General features: G+C 65.0%; 16 protein-coding genes. 10 read left to right on the forward strand and 6 right to left on the reverse strand.

Annotation, left to right across the window (positions count from 1 at the left end; genetic code table 11):
• The 4 genes from EB835_RS07220 to EB835_RS07235 form a co-directional block, all read right to left on the reverse strand.
• Positions 1-609, reverse strand: coding sequence for a hypothetical protein (locus tag EB835_RS07220; RefSeq protein ID WP_135808789.1), 609 nt, complete (start codon positions 607-609; stop codon positions 1-3).
• On the reverse strand, positions 606-1,205 hold the full coding sequence (locus EB835_RS07225) for a hypothetical protein (RefSeq protein WP_135808790.1): 600 nt from the start codon (positions 1,203-1,205) through the stop codon (positions 606-608). The genes EB835_RS07220 and EB835_RS07225 overlap by 4 nt, the downstream gene beginning before the upstream one ends.
• A gap of 101 nt (positions 1,206-1,306) precedes the next feature.
• A complete protein-coding gene (locus EB835_RS07230) occupies positions 1,307-3,130 on the reverse strand; it encodes an ABC transporter ATP-binding protein (protein ID WP_135808791.1) in 1,824 nt (607 codons plus the stop codon).
• Positions 3,127-4,920 (reverse strand): ABC transporter ATP-binding protein, encoded by a 1,794-nt coding sequence (locus EB835_RS07235; RefSeq protein WP_240688611.1) that lies wholly within the window; start codon positions 4,918-4,920, stop codon positions 3,127-3,129. The genes EB835_RS07230 and EB835_RS07235 overlap by 4 nt, the downstream gene beginning before the upstream one ends.
• A 323-nt stretch (positions 4,921-5,243) precedes the next feature.
• Between EB835_RS07235 and EB835_RS07240 the strand changes: the two genes are divergently transcribed.
• The 5 genes from EB835_RS07240 to serA all read left to right on the forward strand — a co-directional run bounded on the left by EB835_RS07240 (position 5,244) and on the right by serA (position 12,043).
• Complete coding sequence (locus tag EB835_RS07240; RefSeq protein WP_135808793.1) at positions 5,244-7,178, forward strand: acetolactate synthase large subunit; 1,935 nt, start codon at positions 5,244-5,246, stop codon at positions 7,176-7,178.
• A complete protein-coding gene (gene ilvN / locus EB835_RS07245) occupies positions 7,175-7,690 on the forward strand; it encodes an acetolactate synthase small subunit (protein WP_135808794.1) in 516 nt (171 codons plus the stop codon). Before EB835_RS07240 ends, ilvN begins: the two co-directional genes overlap by 4 nt.
• Positions 7,691-7,796: 106 nt before the next feature.
• Positions 7,797-8,828 carry a ketol-acid reductoisomerase gene (ilvC, locus tag EB835_RS07250; RefSeq protein ID WP_135808795.1) on the forward strand — a complete coding sequence of 344 codons (1,032 nt, stop codon included), beginning with the start codon at positions 7,797-7,799 and terminating at the stop codon, positions 8,826-8,828.
• Between the two features lie 210 nt (positions 8,829-9,038).
• Complete coding sequence (locus tag EB835_RS07255; RefSeq protein WP_135808796.1) at positions 9,039-10,331, forward strand: GNAT family N-acetyltransferase; 1,293 nt, start codon at positions 9,039-9,041, stop codon at positions 10,329-10,331.
• A gap of 119 nt (positions 10,332-10,450) precedes the next feature.
• On the forward strand, positions 10,451-12,043 hold the full coding sequence (serA, locus tag EB835_RS07260; protein ID WP_135808797.1) for a phosphoglycerate dehydrogenase: 1,593 nt from the start codon (positions 10,451-10,453) through the stop codon (positions 12,041-12,043).
• Between the two features lie 39 nt (positions 12,044-12,082).
• Here the strand turns inward: serA and EB835_RS07265 are convergent, their stop codons facing one another.
• Positions 12,083-12,850, reverse strand: a complete 768-nt coding sequence (locus tag EB835_RS07265) for a phosphatase PAP2 family protein (protein WP_135808798.1) — start codon at positions 12,848-12,850, stop codon at positions 12,083-12,085.
• The gene (locus tag EB835_RS07270) at positions 12,847-13,698 is read right to left on the reverse strand and encodes an HpcH/HpaI aldolase/citrate lyase family protein (protein ID WP_135808799.1); all 852 of its coding nucleotides are present in this window, start codon (positions 13,696-13,698) and stop codon (positions 12,847-12,849) included. The genes EB835_RS07265 and EB835_RS07270 overlap by 4 nt, the downstream gene beginning before the upstream one ends.
• A 250-nt stretch (positions 13,699-13,948) precedes the next feature.
• Between EB835_RS07270 and EB835_RS07275 the strand changes: the two genes are divergently transcribed.
• From EB835_RS07275 to EB835_RS07295, 5 genes are all read left to right on the forward strand, one after another.
• Positions 13,949-14,986 (forward strand): 3-isopropylmalate dehydrogenase, encoded by a 1,038-nt coding sequence (locus EB835_RS07275; RefSeq protein WP_135808800.1) that lies wholly within the window; start codon positions 13,949-13,951, stop codon positions 14,984-14,986.
• 167 nt (positions 14,987-15,153) lie between these two features.
• Complete coding sequence (locus tag EB835_RS07280) at positions 15,154-16,245, forward strand: branched-chain amino acid aminotransferase (RefSeq protein WP_135808801.1); 1,092 nt, start codon at positions 15,154-15,156, stop codon at positions 16,243-16,245.
• A gap of 232 nt (positions 16,246-16,477) precedes the next feature.
• Positions 16,478-18,031: an MFS transporter gene (locus EB835_RS07285; protein WP_168216653.1), complete on the forward strand. Its 1,554-nt coding sequence runs from the start codon at positions 16,478-16,480 to the stop codon at positions 18,029-18,031.
• Between the two features lie 115 nt (positions 18,032-18,146).
• Positions 18,147-19,691 carry an HNH endonuclease gene (locus tag EB835_RS07290; protein ID WP_135808803.1) on the forward strand — a complete coding sequence of 515 codons (1,545 nt, stop codon included), beginning with the start codon at positions 18,147-18,149 and terminating at the stop codon, positions 19,689-19,691.
• A gap of 187 nt (positions 19,692-19,878) precedes the next feature.
• On the forward strand, positions 19,879-20,559 hold the full coding sequence (locus EB835_RS07295) for a hypothetical protein (RefSeq protein WP_240688612.1): 681 nt from the start codon (positions 19,879-19,881) through the stop codon (positions 20,557-20,559).
• Positions 20,560-20,600 lie beyond the last annotated feature (41 nt).

Here is a 20,600-nt window from a genome sequence, read left to right on the forward strand (position 1 = left end):
TCAGTCGCATTGCTCCCGGAGCTTTCTCTTGAGTTTCCGGCGACGGCAGATCCAGCTGAAGCAGCTGCCGACGATGAGACCGCCGAAAACCCAGATGAGAGTCTCATCGAACTTGGGGAAGACTGTCGCCCACCCTGAAGGAATCAGAGGATGCCCCAACGCGGCGGGGAGTGCGATGAGCCCCACTAAGAGCGTGAACATGATTATCTCGCCGAACAGTCCCGCCACACTCAGTTCATTGCGGGCGAGGCCGGACTGCCAGAAGAGATCGACCCCTCGTCTGCGGGCATAGTGGTTAGCTACTATGCCGGGAATCGTCATCGCTAGGTAGACGACGATTCCGGCCCACCACAATCCTGATGCGAGGAAGATGAACGCAAGCACCCACGCCATCATCTTCGCGACCGAGTAGCCCACCGCCAGAGCGCGAATGATGACCTGTTGCTCGTGGTCGTCGGCCAGCGGCATCTCATCGATCCCGGCCGAGCGTTCGAGAACCTTCTCAAGTCGCGTCGGCCCAACCTGCACGTGACGATTCTGCCGATCTCCGAGTTCGTCGTTGTCGAATCCCGAGACCCCGCCAGATGCGCGGTCTGTGTGCGCAGTCATTCGTGCCCTCCTCGCGAGCCAAACTCATCCCGGTTGGGTCGGGACGCTCTGCGCCGGCGGACGAACCAGCCGATGATGATGACCACCCCTGCGGCGCCGAACCCCCAGAGCATGTAGAGGTCGCTCTCGTCGTAAGGACGGTTCTTCCACGACCATGGAAGCAGCGGGTGCCCGAGCTTCGCTTCGGCCACAATGAGCCCGCAGACGGCGGGGAGGAACACGGCACCGAGCAGCAGCCCCGTGATGTTGCGCTTCTCGACATCGTCGATGGAAGGAACGTCTAATCGGATTCCACGTTTGCGGGCATAGCGCTGAGTCACCACGCGGGGCAGATCAAGCGTTGTCACAATGATGACGAGGATTCCCGCCCACCACAGACCTGAGGCGATGAACAACAGTCCGATGACCATGGCAGTCCACCGTGTCACCTGATAGCCGCGGGCGATGGCATCACCGATGATCCGTCGTTCGTCGGCATCGACGCTGGGCGCGGCATCGGCGTCCGCCGCAGACCTGTTCTCCGCCTCGGTCGGTGGGTCGAACTCACTGTCGACCGAGGAATCGCCCTCGGTCCTGTTCTCCGTCTCGGCGTTCATCTGCGTCCTCCTCGTCGAATCGACTCGTCCGCTGATTAACAACATACATTGTTGAAACGGAGGTGTCGACCAGGAACTGCAGAGCCTCGACTGCACGAGAACTACACGAGCGAGTCGCGCCAGGCCTGGTGCAGCTGCGCGAACTTGCCGGTGCCGGAGATGAGCTCGTCCGGTGTCCCGTCCTCGATGATCCGGCCGGATTCCATGACGAGCACGCGGTCGGCGATCTCGACGGTGGACAGGCGGTGGGCGATGATGATCGCCGTTCTGCCCTCGAGCACCGTGGCCAGGGCGTTCTGCACCAGCCGCTCGGACGGGATGTCGAGATGCGCGGTCGCTTCGTCGAGGACGACGACATCCGGGTCGGCGAGGAACACCCGCGCGAACGACACGAGCTGACGCTGCCCCGAGCTCAGCCGTCCGCCGCGCTTCTTCACATCCGTGGCATAGCCTTCGGGCAGCCGGCGGATGTATCCGTCGAGGCCGACGGCGGTCGCGGCGGCGACGACCGCTTCGTCGCTGGCCCCGGGATTGCCGATGCGGATGTTGTCGGCGATCGTGCCGGCGAAGAGGAACGACTCCTGAGTGACCATGACCACCGACGAGCGCAGCTCCGCATCCTCAAGGTCGCGCAGATCCACTCCGTCGATCCCGACGCGCCCCTCGGTCGGGTCGTAGAACCGCGTGACGAGCTTGACCAGCGTCGACTTGCCGGCGCCGGTGGCGCCGACGAGGGCGACGATCTGCCCGGCAGGAACTTGCAGATCGAAGCGGGGGAGCACATCGGGTCCATCGCCGTAGGCGAACCGGACGCCGGCCAGATCGAGTGAACGCCCTGATCCTGTGCCGCCTGCCGCCCCCGACTGTGCGGGAAGGCGAACAGGTCTGTCCGGTTCGGCCACTGCCGGTTCCGCGTCGAGGACCGCGGCGATCTTCTCCAGCGCCGCCGACGCGGACTGATAGAGATTGAACGCCTGCACGAGTTCGTCGAGCGGGCCGTAGAAGCGGCGCAGGTAGAGGATGAACGCGGCGAGCACGCCGATCTGCGTCCACCCTTCGATGACGAGCCACGCGCCGATGACGATGATCACCGTCTGCGTGATATTGCCGATCAGCCGGGTCCACCCGGCGAACCACGCCACCCCGCGCAGGGCATCGGTGTTCGCATCCCGGTACCGGGAGTCCTGATCGCTCAGGGTCCCGCGCCGCTCGGGCTGACGCCGGTACGCCTGCACGGCGCGGATGCCGCCCATCGTCTCGACGAAATGGACGATGACCTTCGCGATCGATGTCCGCGTCCGCCGGTAGGCACTGCGCTGAGTCGAATGCGCGGCCTTCGTGATGAAGAACAGCGGTACGAAGCCGGCGAAGACGACGATCGCCAGCGGCACATCGAGGACGAGGAGGGTGACGGCGATGAAGAGCATCTGCAGCACCGCAAGGGCCGTTTCGAACAGCGAATACGACAGGAACTGCTGCACCGATTCCATGTCCGAGGTCTGCCGTGACACGAGCCGACCCGAGGTCGACTTCTCGTGATAGCCCAGGTCAAGACGCTGCACATGGGTGAAGACCCGCTCGCGAAGAGTGAAGAGGATCTTCTGAGCGGTGATCCCGACCAGTCTGGTCGAAGTGAAAGCCAGAATCGCCGAGGCGACCGCTGAGAGCACGAAGAGCGTGACCGCCCGAAGCAGCGGATCGAGATCGCCGTCGATCGCCGCGGGAACGCCCGTGTCGAGGGCATCGGCGATGAACACCGGCCCGATGACGAGCAGCGCAGCAGTGAGAACGACGATGACGGCGAGGAAGGCGAGCATCGCCAGGTGCGGCCTGACCAGCGACATCAGCAGGGCGCGTGCCTTCTTCGCGATGTCGGCAGGCAGTGCCTCGACCTCGTCGTCACTGTCGAGACGGGGCATGCTCATGAGTGTCCTCCTTCCGTCACCGAGGCGGTTGTGTCCGTTTGGGTGTGTGCTGAGTCGGCACTTGCGCTCGCCCCCATGAGTTCGCGGTAGAGCTTCGAGGACTCGAGCAGCTCTTCGTGTGTGCCCAGGGCCGCGATCCGGCCCTCATCGAGCACGGCCACCACATCGGCCAGCGCCGCTGTGGAGGGGCGGTGGGCGATGATGAGGGTCGTCGAATCGGGCAGAATCTCCCGCAGCGCACGCTGCACCCGATCCTCGGTGTCGACGTCGACAGCCGAGAGCGGGTCGTCGAGGACGAGGATGCGCGGACGTCCGATGACCGCGCGGGCCAAAGCGAGACGCTGCCGCTGACCGCCGGACAGGGCCAGACCCTGCTCGCCCACCGGAGTGTCCAAACCATCGGGCAAGCGGGAGACGAAATCCTTCGCCGCGGCGATCTCGAGGGCCTTCCAGATCTCTTCTTCGCTCGCGCCCGGGGCGCCCATCTCGACGTTCTCGGCGACCGAGGTCGAGAACAGGATCGGATCCTCGAAGGACACGGACACGAGATGGCGCAGCTCGTTGACCGGCATGTCCCGGATGTCGACGCCGTCGATGCTCACCGTGCCGGCGGCGACGTCCTGCAGCCTGGGCACGAGAGAGGCCAGCGTCGTCTTGCCCGAGCCGGTCGCCCCGACGAGAGCCAGAGTCTGACCGGGTTCGATGGTGAGGTCGAGACCCTGCAGGGTCAGTCGATCGGTATCGGCGAAACTGAAATCGACGTCGTCGAAGCGCAGCTTCCCGCGGTAGTGCCCGACCTCGGGAGCATCGTCGACACCACCGTCGGCGTCAGTGATGTCGTGGCGGATGTCGATGACCTCCCAGTACCGGCCGGCGGCGGTCAGCGCCATGAGCGCATCGGCGAGCAGGAAGCCGAGCATCTCGATGGGCATCCGCAGCACCATCGAGATCGTCACTGCGGCCACGACCGTGCCGATCGTCGTCCAGCCTTGGATGACACCCCAGGTGCCGACGGCGACGATCGCGGCCTGAGCCAGAGTCGGCAGCAGAAGGAGCACGCTCCACAGCCAGGAGTCGAGCTTCGCTTTGCGGATCTCCAAGGACTTCAGCCGAGTCGAGATCTCGGAGAAGCGCTCGGCGGCCCAGGGGGAGCGACCGAACGACTTGAGTATGCGGATGCCCTGGATGGACTCCTCGACATCCGTGGTCACTTCGCCCATGGTGTCCTGTGACCGGCGGGAGGTCTCACGGTAGTGCTTCTCGAAGACGGCGACCGCGATGATCGCCGGCACCGCCATGATGATCATGATCAGACCGAACACCGGCTGCATGAGCACGAGCATGACCGTGCCCACGGCGAGCACGATCGGCGTGGAGAGGAGGAACGGCAGCCCGAAGGCGAAGAAGCGGCGCAGCTGGGACAGATCATTGACCGCGCGGGAGAGCAGCTGACCCGACTCCCAGGAGTCATGGATCGCCACCGAGGTGTACTGCAGACGATCGAACAGACGCGAACGCCACGTCACCTCCCAATGAGAGACGACAGGAGCCACGATCATCCGCCGCGCCCACATTCCGACCGCCTCGGCGATGCCGATGAGCAGCACACCGAGGACCGGCAGCCACAGGCCGGACAGATCCCGGTGGGCGATGGGTCCGTCGATGATATGACCGGTGATGATGGGGACGACGAGCTGGATGCCGTTGGCCAGGAGAGTGAGGACGAGTACGAGGATGTACACGCCGATGCGGGAGCGGAGATCGGGCCAGAACCGAAAGAGGGGACGCACGATTGACCAGCCTAGTCGTGGGGTATGACACAATCCATGGGTCCAGCAACCGGACTTCCCGTTTCTCTCACCGCTGAATCGGCAGGGTCTCACCTGACAGACCTCCGACATCCCAGGATCCGAGACGATCGATTGCGAGGTTTGACACCCCCATCGGCCGCGGTGAACTATTGAGGCATGACTCACCTTCTTGTCGTCGTTATTACTCAGCGCGCGGATCTTCCGTAGCCTGTCGAGACGACACGTTCCGCGCGCCCCTACCGAATCCGGAGGGGCTTTTTTAATGCGGAGATGAGAAGGAAACCTAGGAAGGATAGGAATCGATGGCAGCCAAGCCCTCGACCGCGAAGGACACGGGCACTCAGCCCGCGGCCTCACCGGTCACAGCCACACCGTCCAGCATTCGCCGCAATACCGGCCCCGAGGTCCTCACCGGTGCGCAGGCGATCGTCCGCAGCCTCGAGAAGCTTGAGGTCGACACGGTATTCGGGCTTCCCGGCGGCACCATCCTTCCGACCTACGACCCGCTGTTCGAGACCGACGAGATCCGCCACATCCTCGTCCGCCACGAGCAGGGCGCCGGCCACGCGGCCGAAGGCTATGCGGCCGCATCGGGCAAGCTCGGCGTGTGCATCGCGACCTCGGGTCCGGGAGCGACGAATCTCATCACGGCTCTGGCGGACGCGAACATGGACTCCGTGCCGATGCTCGCGATCACCGGTCAGCAGGCTTCGTCTCTGCTCGGCACCGACGCGTTCCAGGAAGCCGATATCGTCGGTATGACGATGCCGGTGACCAAGCACAGCTTCCTCGTCACCCGCGCCGAGGATATCCCCGGAGTCCTCGTCAACGCCCACCACATCGCGACCACCGGCCGTCCCGGACCCGTGCTCGTCGACATCACCAAGGATGCGCAGACCGGCACTGCTCCGTTCGTCTGGCCGGAGGAGCCGGTGCTGCCCGGCTACCGCCCGATCCTCAAGCCGCATGCCAAGCAGATCCGTGAGGCCGCGCGCCTGATGTCGCAGGCCCAGCGTCCGGTGTTCTACATCGGCGGCGGAGTCATCCGCTCGGAGGCCGAGAAGGAGCTGCTGCGGCTGGCCGAGGCCACGAACATCCCCGTGGTCACCACGCTCATGGCCCGCGGAGCCTTCCCCGACTCGCACCAGCTGCACCTGGGCATGCCCGGAATGCACGGCAGCGTGCCGGCGGTCACCGCGTTCCAGAAGGCCGATCTGCTCATCGCCATCGGTGCCCGCTTCGACGACCGCGTGACCGGCAAACTCGATTCCTTCGCCCCGAACGCACAGGTCATCCACGCCGATATCGACCCGGCCGAGATCGGGAAGAACCGCGAGGTCGATGTCGCGATCGTCGGTGACGCCCGCGAGGTGCTCGCCGAGATGCTTGCGGAGATGCGCAGCAAGTTCCCCAAGGCCCTCGAGCGTCAGCTCGAACCGTGGTGGCGCTTCCTCAACCGTCTCAAGCAGACCTATCCGCTGGGCTATGAGACGCACGGCGAACTGTGCGATCCGCAGTATGTGATCTCCCGGATCTCCGCTCTCACCGGCCCCGAGGCGGTCTATGCCGCAGGCGTGGGACAGCACCAGATGTGGGCGGCTCAGTTCGTCGAGTTCGAGCGCCCCAAGTCCTGGCTGAACTCCGGTGGACTGGGCACCATGGGCTACTCGGTGCCCGCAGCCATGGGTGCGAAGGTCGGGCAGCCCGACCGTGTGGTGTGGGCGATCGACGGCGACGGCTGCTTCCAGATGACGAATCAGGAACTGGCCACCTGTGCGCTCAACAACATCCCGATCAAGGTCGCGATCATCAACAACTCGTCCTTGGGCATGGTCCGTCAGTGGCAGACCCTGTTCTACGACGGTCGGTACTCGAACACCGACCTCAACACCGGTCACGAGACGATCCGGATCCCGGACTTCGTCAAGCTCGCCGAGGCCTACGGCTGCGAGGCGCTGCGTGTGGACCGCAACGAGGATGTCGATGCCGCGGTCGAGAAGGCGCTGTCGATCAATGACCGACCGGTCGTCCTCGACTTCACGGTCCCACCGGACGCGATGGTGTGGCCGATGGTCGCAGCAGGCGTGTCGAACGATGAGATCGAATACGCCCGCGGCATCCGTCCCGAGTTCGACGGGGAGGGCGAAGAGGAAGCCGAGGCCGCCATCGCCGAGGCTGGAGCGAACGAAGACGGCACGGTGCGTTCCGTGGCTCAGATCGAAGGAGGCCTGGAATGAACAACAGCCGGCACACACTCTCTGTCCTGGTCGAGAACAAGCCCGGCGTGCTCACCCGGTTCACCGGGCTCATCGCCCGCCGCGGCTTCAACATCCACAGCCTCGCGGTCGGTGTGACCGAGCACGACGAACTCTCGCGGATCACCGTCGTCGTCGACGTCAACGATGTTCCGCTGGAACAGGTGACGAAGCAGCTGAACAAGCTCGTCAACGTCATCAAGATCGTCGAGCTCGAACCCGAGACCTCGGTGCGTCGGGCGCACATCATCTACAAGGTCAAGGCGAATGCGGCGACACGTCCGCAGGTCGCCTCGGCCGTCGAGATGTTCCGGGCGAAGATCGTCGACGTCGGCCCCGAATCCGTCAGCGTCGAGGCCACCGGCGAACTCGGCAAGGTCGAAGCGCTGCGCGAGGTCCTCGAGCCCTTCGGGATCAAGGAGATCGTGCAGTCGGGAACTGTGGCCATCGGCCGCGGTGCGAAGTCGATCACCGACCGCGCCCTGCGCAGCTGATTTCGCGTTCCAACTTGTGGAACCCCTCCCATCTCAATAAATGAACAGCAGTACCGAACTGTGAAACAATGGGGGCATCACCCCGTAATCCAAAGGAGCTAGAACTATGGCAGCAGAACGCTATTACGACGACAATGCCGACCTGTCGATCATCCAGGGCAAGAAGGTCGCCGTCATCGGCTACGGCAGCCAGGGCCACGCCCACTCGCTGAGCCTGCGCGACTCGGGCGCAGAGGTGCGCATCGGCCTCAAGGAAGGCTCGGCCAGCCGCGACAAGGCAGCAGCCGAAGGCCTCGAGGTCGGCACCCCCGCCGAGGTGGCCGCATGGGCCGATGTCATCACCATCGCCGCTCCCGACCAGGTTCAGGCCGACATCTTCAACAGCGAGATCAAGGATCAGCTGGCTCCCGGCAAGACCCTCGTGTTCATCCACGGCTTCAACATCCGCTACGACTACATCAAGGCTCCCGAGGGCGTCGACGTCATCATGGTCGCCCCCAAGGGACCGGGCCACGTGGTCCGCCGCGAGTTCGTCGACGGCCGGGGTGTGCCCGTGCTCGTCGCGGTCGAGGTCGACGCCTCGGGCAAGGCCTGGGACACTGTCCTGTCCTACGCCAAGGGCATCGGCGGCCTGCGCGCCGGCGGCATCAAGACCACCTTCACCGAGGAGACCGAGACCGACCTGTTCGGAGAGCAGACCGTGCTCTGCGGCGGCGTCTCGCACCTCGTCCAGTACGGCTTCGAGACTCTGACCGAGGCCGGCTACCAGCCCGAGATCGCCTACTTCGAGGTCCTCCACGAGCTCAAGCTCATCGTCGACCTCATGGTCGAGGGCGGCATCGCCAAGCAGCGTTGGTCCTGCTCCGACACCGCTGAGTACGGCGACTACGTCTCCGGCCCGCGGGTCATCACCCCCGAGGTGAAGGAGAACATGAAGGGCGTCCTCGACGACATCCAGAACGGCAAGTTCGCCGAGCGCTTCATGAACGACCAGAAGAACGGTGCACCGGAGTTCAAGGAGCTGCGCGCCAAGGAAGAGCAGCACCCGATCGAGGCCACAGGCCGCGAGCTGCGCAAGATGTTCGCGTGGCTCAAGGACACCGATGACGACTACACCGAGGGCACTGCCGCTCGCTGAGTCTGACCCTCACCGAGGCGGCCCCGCCCGCTCCGTCGGGCGTCGGCTTCGCCGCACCAAAGGGATCAGAACGGGCCCCGGACACCGCTGAGGTGTCCGGGGCCCGTTCGCGTACGCGCATCCTTCGCCGAGGCGGTTCCGGCGCACCGGATAACGACCGATCGGGAGATTGAGCCCGCCACCGGCGCCGAACTGGATTACTGTGGATGTGTGACGAATTACAGATTCGAAGACTTCAAGCCCACCATCGACGAGTCCACGGGAGAGCCGGACGAGCGCACGAAGGCGTATTTCGCCTCGACGAGCGTGGGCTTCCACGACGTGCGGTCGACCGATAAGGCGCTGAAAGCCCGCGTCGAACGGGCGATCGCCGATGGGCGCAACCTCACCGCCGTCTACGCCGATCAGGAGTACGACCACGGGCTGGACTCCACCATCCCGGTGGCGACGTTCGCGTGGTTCGAGAAGCTCGTCAACGTCGGCGGGGGACGGCTGGTGCCCGGTCACCTCATCACCTGGATTACGGTGCGCCCGACTCACCGGCGGCGCGGGCTGCTGCGGTCGATGATGACCACGGACCTCGCCGAGGCGAAGGCAGGCGGCTACCCGTTCGCCGCACTCACGGCCACCGAGGGCGGGATCTATTCGCGGTTCGGCTTCGGAGTGGCCACGTGGTCGCATTCGATCGAGGTCGACACGTCGCCCGGATTCAAGATGGTCCGCGAACCCGACCGCCGCGTCGAGATGTGCCTGCCGAGTGAACTGCGGGAGCTGGCACCTCAGATCTACGACCGGTTCATGCGCACCTCGCCGGGAGCCATGCAGCGACAGCAGACCTATATCGAACTCGCCACCGGAGCGCTCAACACCGAGACCGGCGAGGAGGACCGCGGTGTCCGCGCGGCCCTGCACTTCGACGAGCAGGGTGAGCCCGACGGCTACGTGTCCTATAAGTTCGCCGGGTGGTCGAAGACCCCACCGACCGTCGACATCATCGACTTCGTCGCCGTCACCGATGCCGCGTATGCCTCCCTCTGGTCGTTCCTCGCCGCCATCGACCTGTCCACCCGGGTGACCTTCGGCCAATCGGCCGAATACTCGCCGTTGCCATGGCTGCTCACCGATTCCCGGCGGGTGAAGACAGTGGCCACCGAGGACAACATCTGGATCCGCATCCTCGACGTCAAGGCCGCGCTCGAGGCCCGGCCCTGGTACGTGCCGGGGACGCTGACGATCGACGTCGACGACTCCCTCGACCTCGCAGGGGGTCGGTTCACCATCACCTCGGACGGTGAGAGCGCCGAGGTGACTCCCGCGTCCGAATCGACGCCGGCTGACCTGGGTCTCGGGATCGCCGAGCTCGGATCCCTGTACTTCGGCGGTGCCGACCCGGTCATCCTCGCCCGGGCCGGGCGCATCGACGAGCAGACGCCGGGAGCGGCCGTGCTCGCCAGTGCGATGTTCAGCCTCGGGCGGGCACCGTATTCACCGAACGGGTTCTGAACACGGAGTTTCGTCCCGCGCAGTCTGTTGAGCGATCCTGCCCATAATCTGAGACCCTGTGAAGGAAATCCGAAAGTCTCATAAGGTGGACGCGTCCCGGACGCAACAGGAGGAAATCAGTGCCCAAGCCCGTCGTGCTCATCGCCGAAGAACTGTCACCGGCTACCATCGAAGCTCTCGGAGGAGACTTCGAGGTCCGTCACACCGAGGGCGCTGATCGATCCCAGCTCCTGCCCGCCATCGCCGACGCCGATGCGATCCTCGTCCGCTCGGCCACACAGGTCGACGCGGAAGCCATCGGAGCGGCGAAGAACCTCAAGGTCATCGCCCGCGCCGGAGTCGGACTCGACAATGTCGATGTGCCGGCAGCCACCTCGGCGGGTGTCATGGTCGTCAACGCCCCGACGTCGAACATCATCTCGGCAGCCGAACTGACGATGGCCCACATCCTGGGATCTGCGCGCTACTTCGGTGCCGGCAACACCTCGCTCAAGGCGGGGGAGTGGAACCGGAAGAAGTACACCGGCGTCGAACTCTTCGAAAAGACCCTGGGCATCGTCGGCCTCGGACGCATCGGCGGACTCGTGGCCGAGCGGGCGAAGGCCTTCGGCATGCGGCTGGTCGGCTACGACCCCTACATCACGCAGGCCCGCGCGGCGCAGATGGGCGTCGAGGTCGTCGACCTGCCCGGACTGCTCGCCGTATCCGACTTCGTCACCGTGCACATGCCCAAGACGCCGGAGACGATCGGCATGATCAGCACCGAGCAGTTCAAGGCCGCCAAGCCCGGAGCCCGGTTCATCAACGTCGCCCGCGGCGGCATCATCGACGAGGCGGCCCTCGCCGAGGCCGTGGCCAACGGAGAGGTCGGCGGCGCCGGAATCGACGTGTGGAACGTCGAACCCCCGGAGCACTCGGCACTCATGGACCTCGACGCCGTCAACGTCACCCCGCACCTGGGTGCCTCGACTCATGAGGCCCAGGAGAAGGCCGGTGTCGCCGTGGCGAAGTCCGTGCGCAAGGCCCTGGCCGGGGAACTCGTCCCCGATGCGGTCAATGTCGCCGGCGGCGCCATCCACGAGGATGTGCGTCCGGGCATTCCGCTGGCCGAGCGTCTGGGTCGAGTCGTCAATGCCCTCGCCGACTCCTCGGTCACACACTTCAAGGTCGAGGTCAACGGCGAGATCGCCGACAAGGACGTCTCCGTCCTCAAGCTCTCGGCGCTCAAGGGCCTGTTCAAGGACGTCGTGTCCGATCAGGTCTCCTACGTCAACGCTCCGCTGCTCGCGGAAGAGCGCGGGATCGGGGTCGAACTCGTCACCGATCCCTACTGCGAATCCTTCCGCAACATCACTCGCCTGACAGCGACGACGAGCACCGGGCAGCGGATCTCCGTCTCCGGAACCGTGACCGGGCCGAAGCTCGTGCAGAAGCTCACCGAGGTCGACGGCTACTCGCTCGAGATCGAGCTGACGGACAACCTGCTCATCTTCCGCTACGAGGACCGCCCCGGCATCATCGGACAGCTGGGCCTGGCGCTCGGAGCGAACAACGTCAACATCGCCGGCATGCAGGTCTCGCCCGCATCGACGAGCAACGAGGCGCTGTCCGTCCTCGCGGTCGATTCGGTCGTCTCCGACGAGGTCGTCAAGGCCGTGGCCGGAGCCGTGAATGCCTCGGCGTTCACCGGCGTCTCCCTGCAGGAGGACTGACTCTCGGTCAGCGACTGATGCCGACCCGACAGGGCCCGCTCACCCGGCAAGCCATATGGCGAATCGGTCTGAGCGGGCCCTCGTCGCTGCCAGCGACCACGCTTCGTCGACGGCGACAGCCACGGCGATGCCGATGAGCGCCCCGGCGATGGTGTCGGTGAGCCAATGCACCTGCAGGGCTGTCCGTGACCACATCATCGCGAGGATCCACACGGCCGCAAGAGCGAACGACCAATGGAACGGCAGCGGGAAGACAGCGGTGGCATTCGAACGGTCGACCTGCCGGCGCGCGGCCGGGTCCTCACGGATCGTCGGGCTCTGCTGGGAAGGCGGGTCCGCCTCGGTGCTGGTGCGACGATGATGAGCCCGGGCGGCGATGATCGCCAGACTCATCGCCAACGCGGCCGCTCCCATCGAATGCCCCGACGGATAGGAGTAGCCGAGGGATTCGTAGAGCTGATCGCCCGGCCGCAGCCGGGTGACGATCGCCTTGAGCACTTCTGAGGTCGCGATCCCCGCGAGCATCGCGGTGACGAGGAAGATCGCGGCACGGAACCGCTTGGCGATAAGGAAGACGGCGGCGAGCAGGCCGGTGCAGATGACCACACCGGTCCCTCCGCCCACCTCGGCGAGGGTGACGGCGGTCCAGTAGGCCACGCTCCCGCGGTCGAGGCCGACGAGGCCGAGCCAGGATTCATCGAGCCCGGTGGGCCCGATGTGATCGAGACGCAGCCACAGACCGAAGGCGAAGACGATGAGGATCGCCGGCAGGGTCGCCCACAGCAGCCAGGCAGGCTGGCGGATCAAGCGTTCCAGAGACCGTAGGTGTCGGCCAGGGAGGCGATCTTCTTCGCACGGGCCAGACGCGGCAGGTAGGAGCCGTCGGTGATCTCGGATCCGCCCTCGGCGGCTTCGAGCATCTGGCGGGCCCAATCGCGCTCGTCCTCGCTCGGGCTCATCGCCTCGTTGAGAGTGTTGACCTGGTCGACGGAGAGGACGAGCTTTCCGGTCATGCCCATCATGTGGGTCACCTCGGCGTCGGCCCAGACCTTGTCATCATCGGCATCGGCGGTCGAGGGCCCGTCGATCGGGCCGGGCAGGCCGCCCATCCGGGAGGCGATGGTCAGCCGGGAACGCGCATAGGCCAGGGCCATCGGGTCACCGGAGAAGCCGGTGTCCTTGCGGAAGTCGTTCGTGCCGAAGGCCAGGCGGAAGGTGCCGGGGGCCTCGGCGATCTTCGTGGCGTTCTCCACGCCGCGGGCGGACTCGAGGAGGCCGATCACCGGCAGACCGGCCTTCGCACGCATCGCGGTGTACGAGACCTGTTCGGGACGTTCGGTCTCGGGCAGCATCACTCCTCGCAGGCCGGGGAGCATGGCGATGGCGGCGAGGTCGTCGTCCCAGAACTCGGAATCCATCTTGTTGATGCGCACCCAGGCCGACATTCCGTTCTCAAGGGCCCGCACGACATTGTCGCGGGCGTCGAGCTTCTTGTCATCGGCAACGGAAGCTTCGAGGTCGAAGATCACCGAATCCGCTTCCGAAGTCTGCGCGGGAGTGAAGATCTCCTCCCTCGCGGCATTGACGAGCAGCCAGGACCGGGAGAGCTTGGCGGGCAGGGCTGCGGCACGGGCATTGCGGATGGTTTCGGTCAATGATCGACTTTCTCTCGGGGCCGGACGGTGGCTGCCCCCACGGGGTTTGGGGTGCTATATTCCATCTTCGTCCCTTGCGCGGCAGTTTTGTAGCCGTCGTCGGGGTTTGGGACGTGAAATTGTTCATGTCGGCGACGTCGTGCCGGGTTTCATGAGGGACCGGGGCCGGTGTTGGTGGGCCTTGCTCGGCCATTGTCCGAACTGTAGGACGGAATAGTTGCATGGTGAGATAGCGCCCTATTCTGTCAGCATGAAGTTCTCAATCGCAGTCATGCCCGGAGATGGAATCGGCAACGAGGTCGTCCCCGAAGGCCTCAAGGTCCTCCGTCGTGCCATCGAGGTGTCAGGCGAGCCCGTCGAGCTCGAACTCACCGATTACACGGTCGGCGCCCAGCGCTACCACGAGACCGGTGAGACGCTCACCGACGAAGAGCTCGAATCGCTGCGCAACCACGACGCTATCTTCTTCGGCGCCTGCGGAGACCCGTCCGTGCCTTCGGGTGTGCTCGAGCGCGGAGTCATCCTCAAGATGCGCTTCGGGCTGGGGCATGCGGTGAACCTGCGTCCCTCGAAGCTCTTCGCCGGGGTGACCAGCCCGCTGGCGGACCCGGGGAAGATCGACTTCGTCGTCGTCCGTGAGGGCACCGAAGGCTCGTACACCGGCTCCGGCGGATCCGTGCGCACGGACACCCCGCAGGAAGTCGCGACCGAAGTCTCGGTCAACACCTGGTACGGAGTCGAGCGCGCGGTCCGCGATGCCTTCGCCCGCGCTCAGGCTCGGAACAAGAAGCTCACCTATGTGCACAAGCACAATGTCATGGTCCACGCCGGTCACCTGTGGCGTCGCGTGGTCGAGAAGGTCGGTGCCGAATACCCCGAGGTGGCCGTCAACTACGAGCACACCGACGCATGCACGATCTACATGGTCACGAACCCGGAGCGCTACGACGTCATCGTCACCGACAACCTCTTCGGTGACATCCTCACCGACCTCGCAGCCGCGGTGACCGGCGGGATCGGTCTGGCCGCCTCGGGGAATCTCAATGTCGAAGGAACGGCGCCGAGCCTGTTCGAGCCGATCCACGGATCTGCTCCGGATATCGCGGGCCAGCAGATCGCCGACCCGACGGCATCGATCCTCTCTGGCGCGCTCATGGCCTCTCACCTGGGGCTCGAGACAGTGGCCAAGGCGATCGAGACGGCCGTCGAGGCCGACCTCGCCGAGCGTGATGGAACGAAGCGGTCCACCACCGAGGTGGGCGACGCGATCGCGGCACGCCTGGGCTGAGGTGGACGACCGCCTCGGCGAGGGGCGGGCGGGTGACGATGGGGTCACATATTCCCAATCGACAGACACCCGTTCTCAGGGATGACGACATCACCCCGGTGCTCCGAGCGCCGGGGTGATGGACTACCCTGACAGTGTCACTCATCACAAATGAGAAAAGAGTTTTCATGACAGACTTCACCGTTCTTAAGAACCTCCAGCCGCAACCCGAGCTGGTGCGCGAGAACATCAAGAAGGACCCCGGCTTCGGCCAGTACTTCACCGACCATATGGCGCACATCCGATACACGGTCGATGACGGTTGGCAGGGACACGAGGTCAAGCCGTACGGGCCGTTGGTGCTCGATCCGGCGGCCGCCGTGCTCCACTACGCCCAGGAGATCTTCGAAGGGCTCAAGGCCTACCGTCATGCCGACGGTTCGGTGTGGACGTTCCGACCTGAGCGCAATGCCGCGCGCATCAACAAGTCCGCCGAGCGCCTGGCGCTGCCTCAGCTGCCCGAAGAGGACTTCATCAACTCGCTCAAAGCGCTGGTCAGCCTTGACCAGGCATGGGTGCCGACGCCGGAGTCGGAAGCCGATGAGTCGAGCATGTACCTGCGCCCGTTCATGATCGCCACGGAGCGGTTCCTCGGCGTTCGGGCCAGCCATGAGGTCGACTACTACGCCATCGCATCGCCGGCCGGGCCCTACTTCTCCGGCGGCATCAAGCCGCTGTCGATCTGGCTCTCGCCCACGCTCAAGCGGGCAGGTGCGGGCGGCACCGGGTTCGCCAAGTGCGGCGGCAACTACGCGGCATCCCTGGTGGCCACCAACGAGGCGGCGGCCAAGGGCTGCCAGCAGGTGCTGTTCACGGATGCCGTGGAGAACAAGTACATCGACGAGCTCGGCGGCATGAACCTCATGCTCGTGACCAGGGACGGCAAGCTGCTCACCCCTGCGCTCAGCGACTCGATCCTCGACGGAGTCACCCGTCGTTCGCTGCTCGATCTGGCGCCGCAGCTGGGCCTCGAGCCCGAAGAGCGCCAGATCTCCATCGAGGAGTGGCGTGAAGGTGTCGCCAGCGGCGAGATCGTCGAGGCCTTCGCCTGCGGCACCGCTGCGGTCATCACGCCGATCAGCAGGCTCGTCAGCGAAGACTTCACCATCGACCACGGTGAAGACGCCGGTGAGAAGACCATGGAACTGCGCAAGACGCTGCTCGACATCCAGTACGGACGCGTCGAGGACCAGAACAACTGGCTCGTGCGCCTGGCCTGAGGGTCTGGCTGGGGCCTCGGTTGGAAGCGGCGCGGTCGTCGATTTCGATCCAGTCTGCGATTTCGGCCCAGTCTGCGCTGGTCAGCCCACTTTGTTAGCCCACTTTTGAAACTGAGCTGACCAGTGTGGCTGACCAGCGCGCACTGGGCCGAATCGTATTCAGAGCCGCTGTCCGGGGCGATCGCGGCCCTGTGCAGGTCGGCTTATGGGCTTTTACGCAACTGTGCGTTAAATGGGGTACTGTGGCCTCGTGCACACGACCACCTCGGCGTCGGTTCCGACAGCCTCCGAAGTCATCGCTCACCTGCCATGGAAATGGCGCACTCAAGGCGCCATCTTCATCATCGGCGGGCTCGGTTTCATGTTCGACGCGTGGGACGTCGCCCTCAACGGGTTCCTCATCCCGCTGCTCAGCGACTATTGGGACTTAAGCGTCGGCCAGGCTGCGTGGATCGCGACCGCCAACCTCATCGGGATGGCACTGGGTGCCTTCATCTGGGGCGGCATCGCCGACGTCATCGGGCGGAAGAAGGCGTTCACTCTCACGCTCCTCGTCTTCTCGATCTTCACCGTCGCCGGAGCCTTCTCGCCCGCATATGGATGGTTCATCCTCTTCCGCTTCCTCGCCGGATTCGGGCTCGGCGGATGCATCCCCGTCGACTATGCGCTCGTCGGGGAATTCACTCCGAGCCGCCACCGTGGGCGCGTCCTCACCGCGATGGACGGATGGTGGCCCATCGGCGCCTCACTCTGTGCTTTCGTCTCGGCTTATCTGCTCGACTTCGGCGACTGGCGGCTGATCATGCTGGTCATGATCGTGCCGGCCCTGCTCACCGTCGCCGTACGATTCGGAATCCCGGAATCACCTCTCTATCTCGCCTCCGTCGGCCGCTATGCCGAAGCCGACGCCGTCATCGCCCGCCTCGTCGAACGCACCGGTGCCGACGTGCGCGAATGGACCCATGAACGGCCCGCCGCCTCAGCGAGTAAGACTGCTGAAGTCCCCGTCGCCGGCATTGCTGAAGTCGTCGGCGCGGAGATTGCTGAGGTCCCTGGTATGGAGACCTCTGAGGTCCCCGCCGCGGAGGCCTCCGCAGCGGACTCTGCCGGCGCCGATGTGAAGTGCACAGCGCCGGCCGAACCCAAAGTGAGCCGACAGCTGCGTGCCGCAAGCGGCCAGCTGGTGCAGCTGTGGCAGCACTCTGCGAAGACGACTCTTGTCTCATGGTCGCTCTTCGTCTCCGTCCTCCTTGTCTACTACGCGGCACTGACATGGCTGCCGGGAATCCTCAAGAAGCAGGGCATGGCCGACCAAGCGGCCTTCCTTGTGACGGGATCGATGACTGCGGTCGGCATCCTCGGGGTGATCGCCTCGGCGCTCATCGTCGAGCGATTCGGTCGCAAGGTCGTCCTCGGCACGTCATCCATCATTGCGGCGGTGCTGCTGGTCGGAGCGGCAGTATTCATCGAAGCCTCTGCGGCGGACCTCACCTTCGCAGCCAAGGCCACCATCATCGGATTCGGATTCGTCGTCCAGATCGCGATCCCGACCCTGTACACATATGTGTCCGAGCTCTACCCGACACGACTGCGTGGTTCGGGGTTCGGCTGGGCTTCGGCGGCTTCGCGGTTGGCGACGGGAATCGCTCCGATCGTTTTCGGCGCCTTCATGTGGCCTGTGCTGGGTCTGACCGTGACGTTCGTCCTCACCGGAGCGCTGGTCATCGTCGCAGTCGTCCTGATGGGCCTCTTGGCACGAGAGACGACAGGCGAAGAGCTGAGCTGAAGCAGCCAGGAGGCTGACGGGCCGCTGGACTGCTGATTCTGCTTTCATAATCCTCTGACCAGGGTAGACGCGTACGAGGAATCTCGTGTCAGTGTCGACCGGTAGTGTTCCGGGCATGGAGGCAGAGCAGGTTCCAGACGTACTCACCGAGATCCGTCGGTGGCGCGAAACGCTGTCCGAACTGCGTCCGGCGGCGACCGAAGAAGAGGCGATCGATCGCATCGCCGCTCTCGAGGAGCTGACCTCCGCGTGTTCCGCAGCGCAGGCTCGCGAGACCCTGACGTTCGATATGCATCGCAGGAATCGGGAAGCCGAAGACGGTGTCTCGAGCAAGAAGCAGGGGCGCGGTGTCGGTGCTGAGATCGGCTTGGCCAGAAAGGTCTCGCGGCATCGTGGCAACTCCCTGTTGAAGTTCTCGCGCACTCTTCTCTTGGACCTGCCTAATGTCTACACGGCGATGAAGGGCGGCGACATCTCGGAGGAGAAGGCCCGCACGGTCGCCAAGGAATCCGACTGGCTGCCACGGGAGAAGAAGCACGAGCTCGACGAACGCATGGCCGAACGCCTGCCCGAGGTGGGCGTCAGGCGACTGGGCAGCGAAGTGCGTGCCCTGGCACAGAAACTCGACCAGAAGGCCGCCGTCGACCATCTCGAGCGCTGTGTCGAAGAGCGCTCGGTCAGTGTGCGTCCGGCGCCCGGCAATATGGCCTACCTGACCGCTCTGCTGCCGATGCCCCAGGCAGTGGCCGCCTACGCGAACCTGAAGAAGTCGGCGCAGACTGTCATCGCCACTGGCGCAGCCGATGGCCGAACTCAGAACCAGATCGCTGCCGACTTGGTGGTCGAGCGACTGACGGGTCAATCCGCCGCTGCGGCCGTGCCTACCGAAGTGCACCTCATCATGCAGGACAGCAGCCTGTTCGGGCCCGGAGACGAATCGGCCCGGTTCCCCGGAGTCGGCCCGATCCCGGCACAATCCGCCAGAGACTTCGTGGCTGAGAACGAAGCCGCCACTTTCATCCGCCGCCTGTACACGCGGCCTGAGAATGGTCAGCTCGTGCGGATGGACTCGCGTCGGAGGGAATTCTCCGGTCTGCTTCGCCGCATGGTGGTCTTCCGCGACGACGTCTGCCGCTCGCCCTGGTGCGAGGCCCCCATCAAACACGCCGATCATGTTGACTCCGTGGCCGCCGGCGGTGAGACCGACTGGGACAACTCGTCCGGACTGTGCGCGGCCTGCAATTATCTGAAGGAACTCGACGGCTGGCGCCATCAGGCGACAGCCGAGGCCCTCGAGGTGATCACACCGACCGGCCACCGCTATAAGACCCGCACCAAACCGCTCAGCGGTCCCGATCCGGGGCAGACCCACGGCGACATCGTGGCCGAGACGACCGCGCCGCCGGGCGACAGAGCTCGTGCTGCACCACCGAGTCGCGATCACGAGTTCTCGGTGATGATCCCATGGAGATACATTCGCCGGACCTCGCAGCCCGCAACCGTTGATATCGGCGGGTCGACGGTTGGAATCGATATCTATGATGCCGACGAACGGCCGATGAGTCCTACGGAAGAGCTCCTCTGCGCAGCAATTCTGGAGAAGCGTAACTCTGGAGGAGAAGGGCAAGCAGCGAATCGATATTTCGGGCAGGAACGTTAGCGGCGACCCACACTGATGCAGTCGACCCACACCACACTGATGCAGTCGACTCACACCACACTGCTGCAGAGAGGAAAGACGGAAGAGGAGATGGCTGCGTACAGCGGAGGACTGGTCCGACGCGACGACGGCAAGTGGTCACCGAGAGTTCAACTGCCTGCTCCAGTGCGGGACTATGGTGATAGTCATGAACGACCTCAACGGGCAGTCGTCGCCTGGTGACCATTCTGCGCTGCGGGACCAGTCTGCGCTCCGGGACCAGTCTGACGTCCCCGCGGTCGAAATCGTGTGGGGACTGCCGATGGGACTGGGTCCGCTGTGGCGAGGCGTACCCTCGGGGCCGGGTATCTGCGGTGTCCTCCCGCCCCGCAGCGAGGTAGAAGCACTCTACGGTGCTGCAGCTGCAGAACCGCCTCTGGGGGAGGATCCGAGGTTTGCGGCCCTGTTCGCCGACGTCTACGAAGTCTCTGTCCGCAATGGCCAGGTCCTCATGACGTTGACACGGACTCAGTCCGACGGGCGCCTGAGCTCATTCGCCTACGGCCACCATTGGAAGTGGGAAGAACAGAAGTATCCTTGGGCATTCGAACTGCAGAGCCGCCTCGGCGAGGCTTCGATCGAACTCGAATCGACCTTCGCTCTCAACCTGCTCGCCCGCGACCCGCACCAGAGCGAACGAGGCTTGGGGCGGCGCACCCTCGAGAGGTGGATAGGGGAGGTCGGACGATTCGGCTGCTGGCTGCAGACCGACGATATCGACAGCCCCGCACGCCGCCTCTACGAGAGCCTCGGCTTCACCGAGCTCGGGCACGGCCCCGAAGCTCCCGACGGGCGGCCCGGCCTGGTCATGTTCCGCAGTCCGCGGTGAAATCGCGCCGGGCCCCGCGCCCACGTCAGTGAGGGTCACTA

Origin of the sequence: Brevibacterium sp. S22 (genome assembly GCF_004745485.1) — a bacterium.
Lineage (GTDB): Bacteria > Actinomycetota > Actinomycetes > Actinomycetales > Brevibacteriaceae > Brevibacterium.

Bases quoted from the DNA above. Each gene is read 5' to 3' on its own strand.
- ilvN (WP_135808794.1), top strand. From the start codon at position 7,175: ATGAACAACAGCCGGCACACACTCTCTGTCCTGGTCGAGAACAAGCCC.
- EB835_RS07240 (WP_135808793.1), top strand. From the start codon at position 5,244: ATGGCAGCCAAGCCCTCGACCGCGAAGGACACGGGCACTCAGCCCGCG.
- EB835_RS07230 (WP_135808791.1), bottom strand. From the start codon at position 3,130: ATGAGCATGCCCCGTCTCGACAGTGACGACGAGGTCGAGGCACTGCCT.
- EB835_RS07220 (WP_135808789.1), bottom strand. From the start codon at position 609: ATGACTGCGCACACAGACCGCGCATCTGGCGGGGTCTCGGGATTCGAC.
- EB835_RS07280 (WP_135808801.1), top strand. From the start codon at position 15,154: ATGACAGACTTCACCGTTCTTAAGAACCTCCAGCCGCAACCCGAGCTG.
- EB835_RS07290 (WP_135808803.1), top strand. From the start codon at position 18,147: ATGGAGGCAGAGCAGGTTCCAGACGTACTCACCGAGATCCGTCGGTGG.
- EB835_RS07285 (WP_168216653.1), top strand. From the start codon at position 16,478: ATGGGGTACTGTGGCCTCGTGCACACGACCACCTCGGCGTCGGTTCCG.
- EB835_RS07295 (WP_240688612.1), top strand. From the start codon at position 19,879: ATGAACGACCTCAACGGGCAGTCGTCGCCTGGTGACCATTCTGCGCTG.
- EB835_RS07225 (WP_135808790.1), bottom strand. From the start codon at position 1,205: ATGAACGCCGAGACGGAGAACAGGACCGAGGGCGATTCCTCGGTCGAC.
- ilvC (WP_135808795.1), top strand. From the start codon at position 7,797: ATGGCAGCAGAACGCTATTACGACGACAATGCCGACCTGTCGATCATC.
- EB835_RS07275 (WP_135808800.1), top strand. From the start codon at position 13,949: ATGAAGTTCTCAATCGCAGTCATGCCCGGAGATGGAATCGGCAACGAG.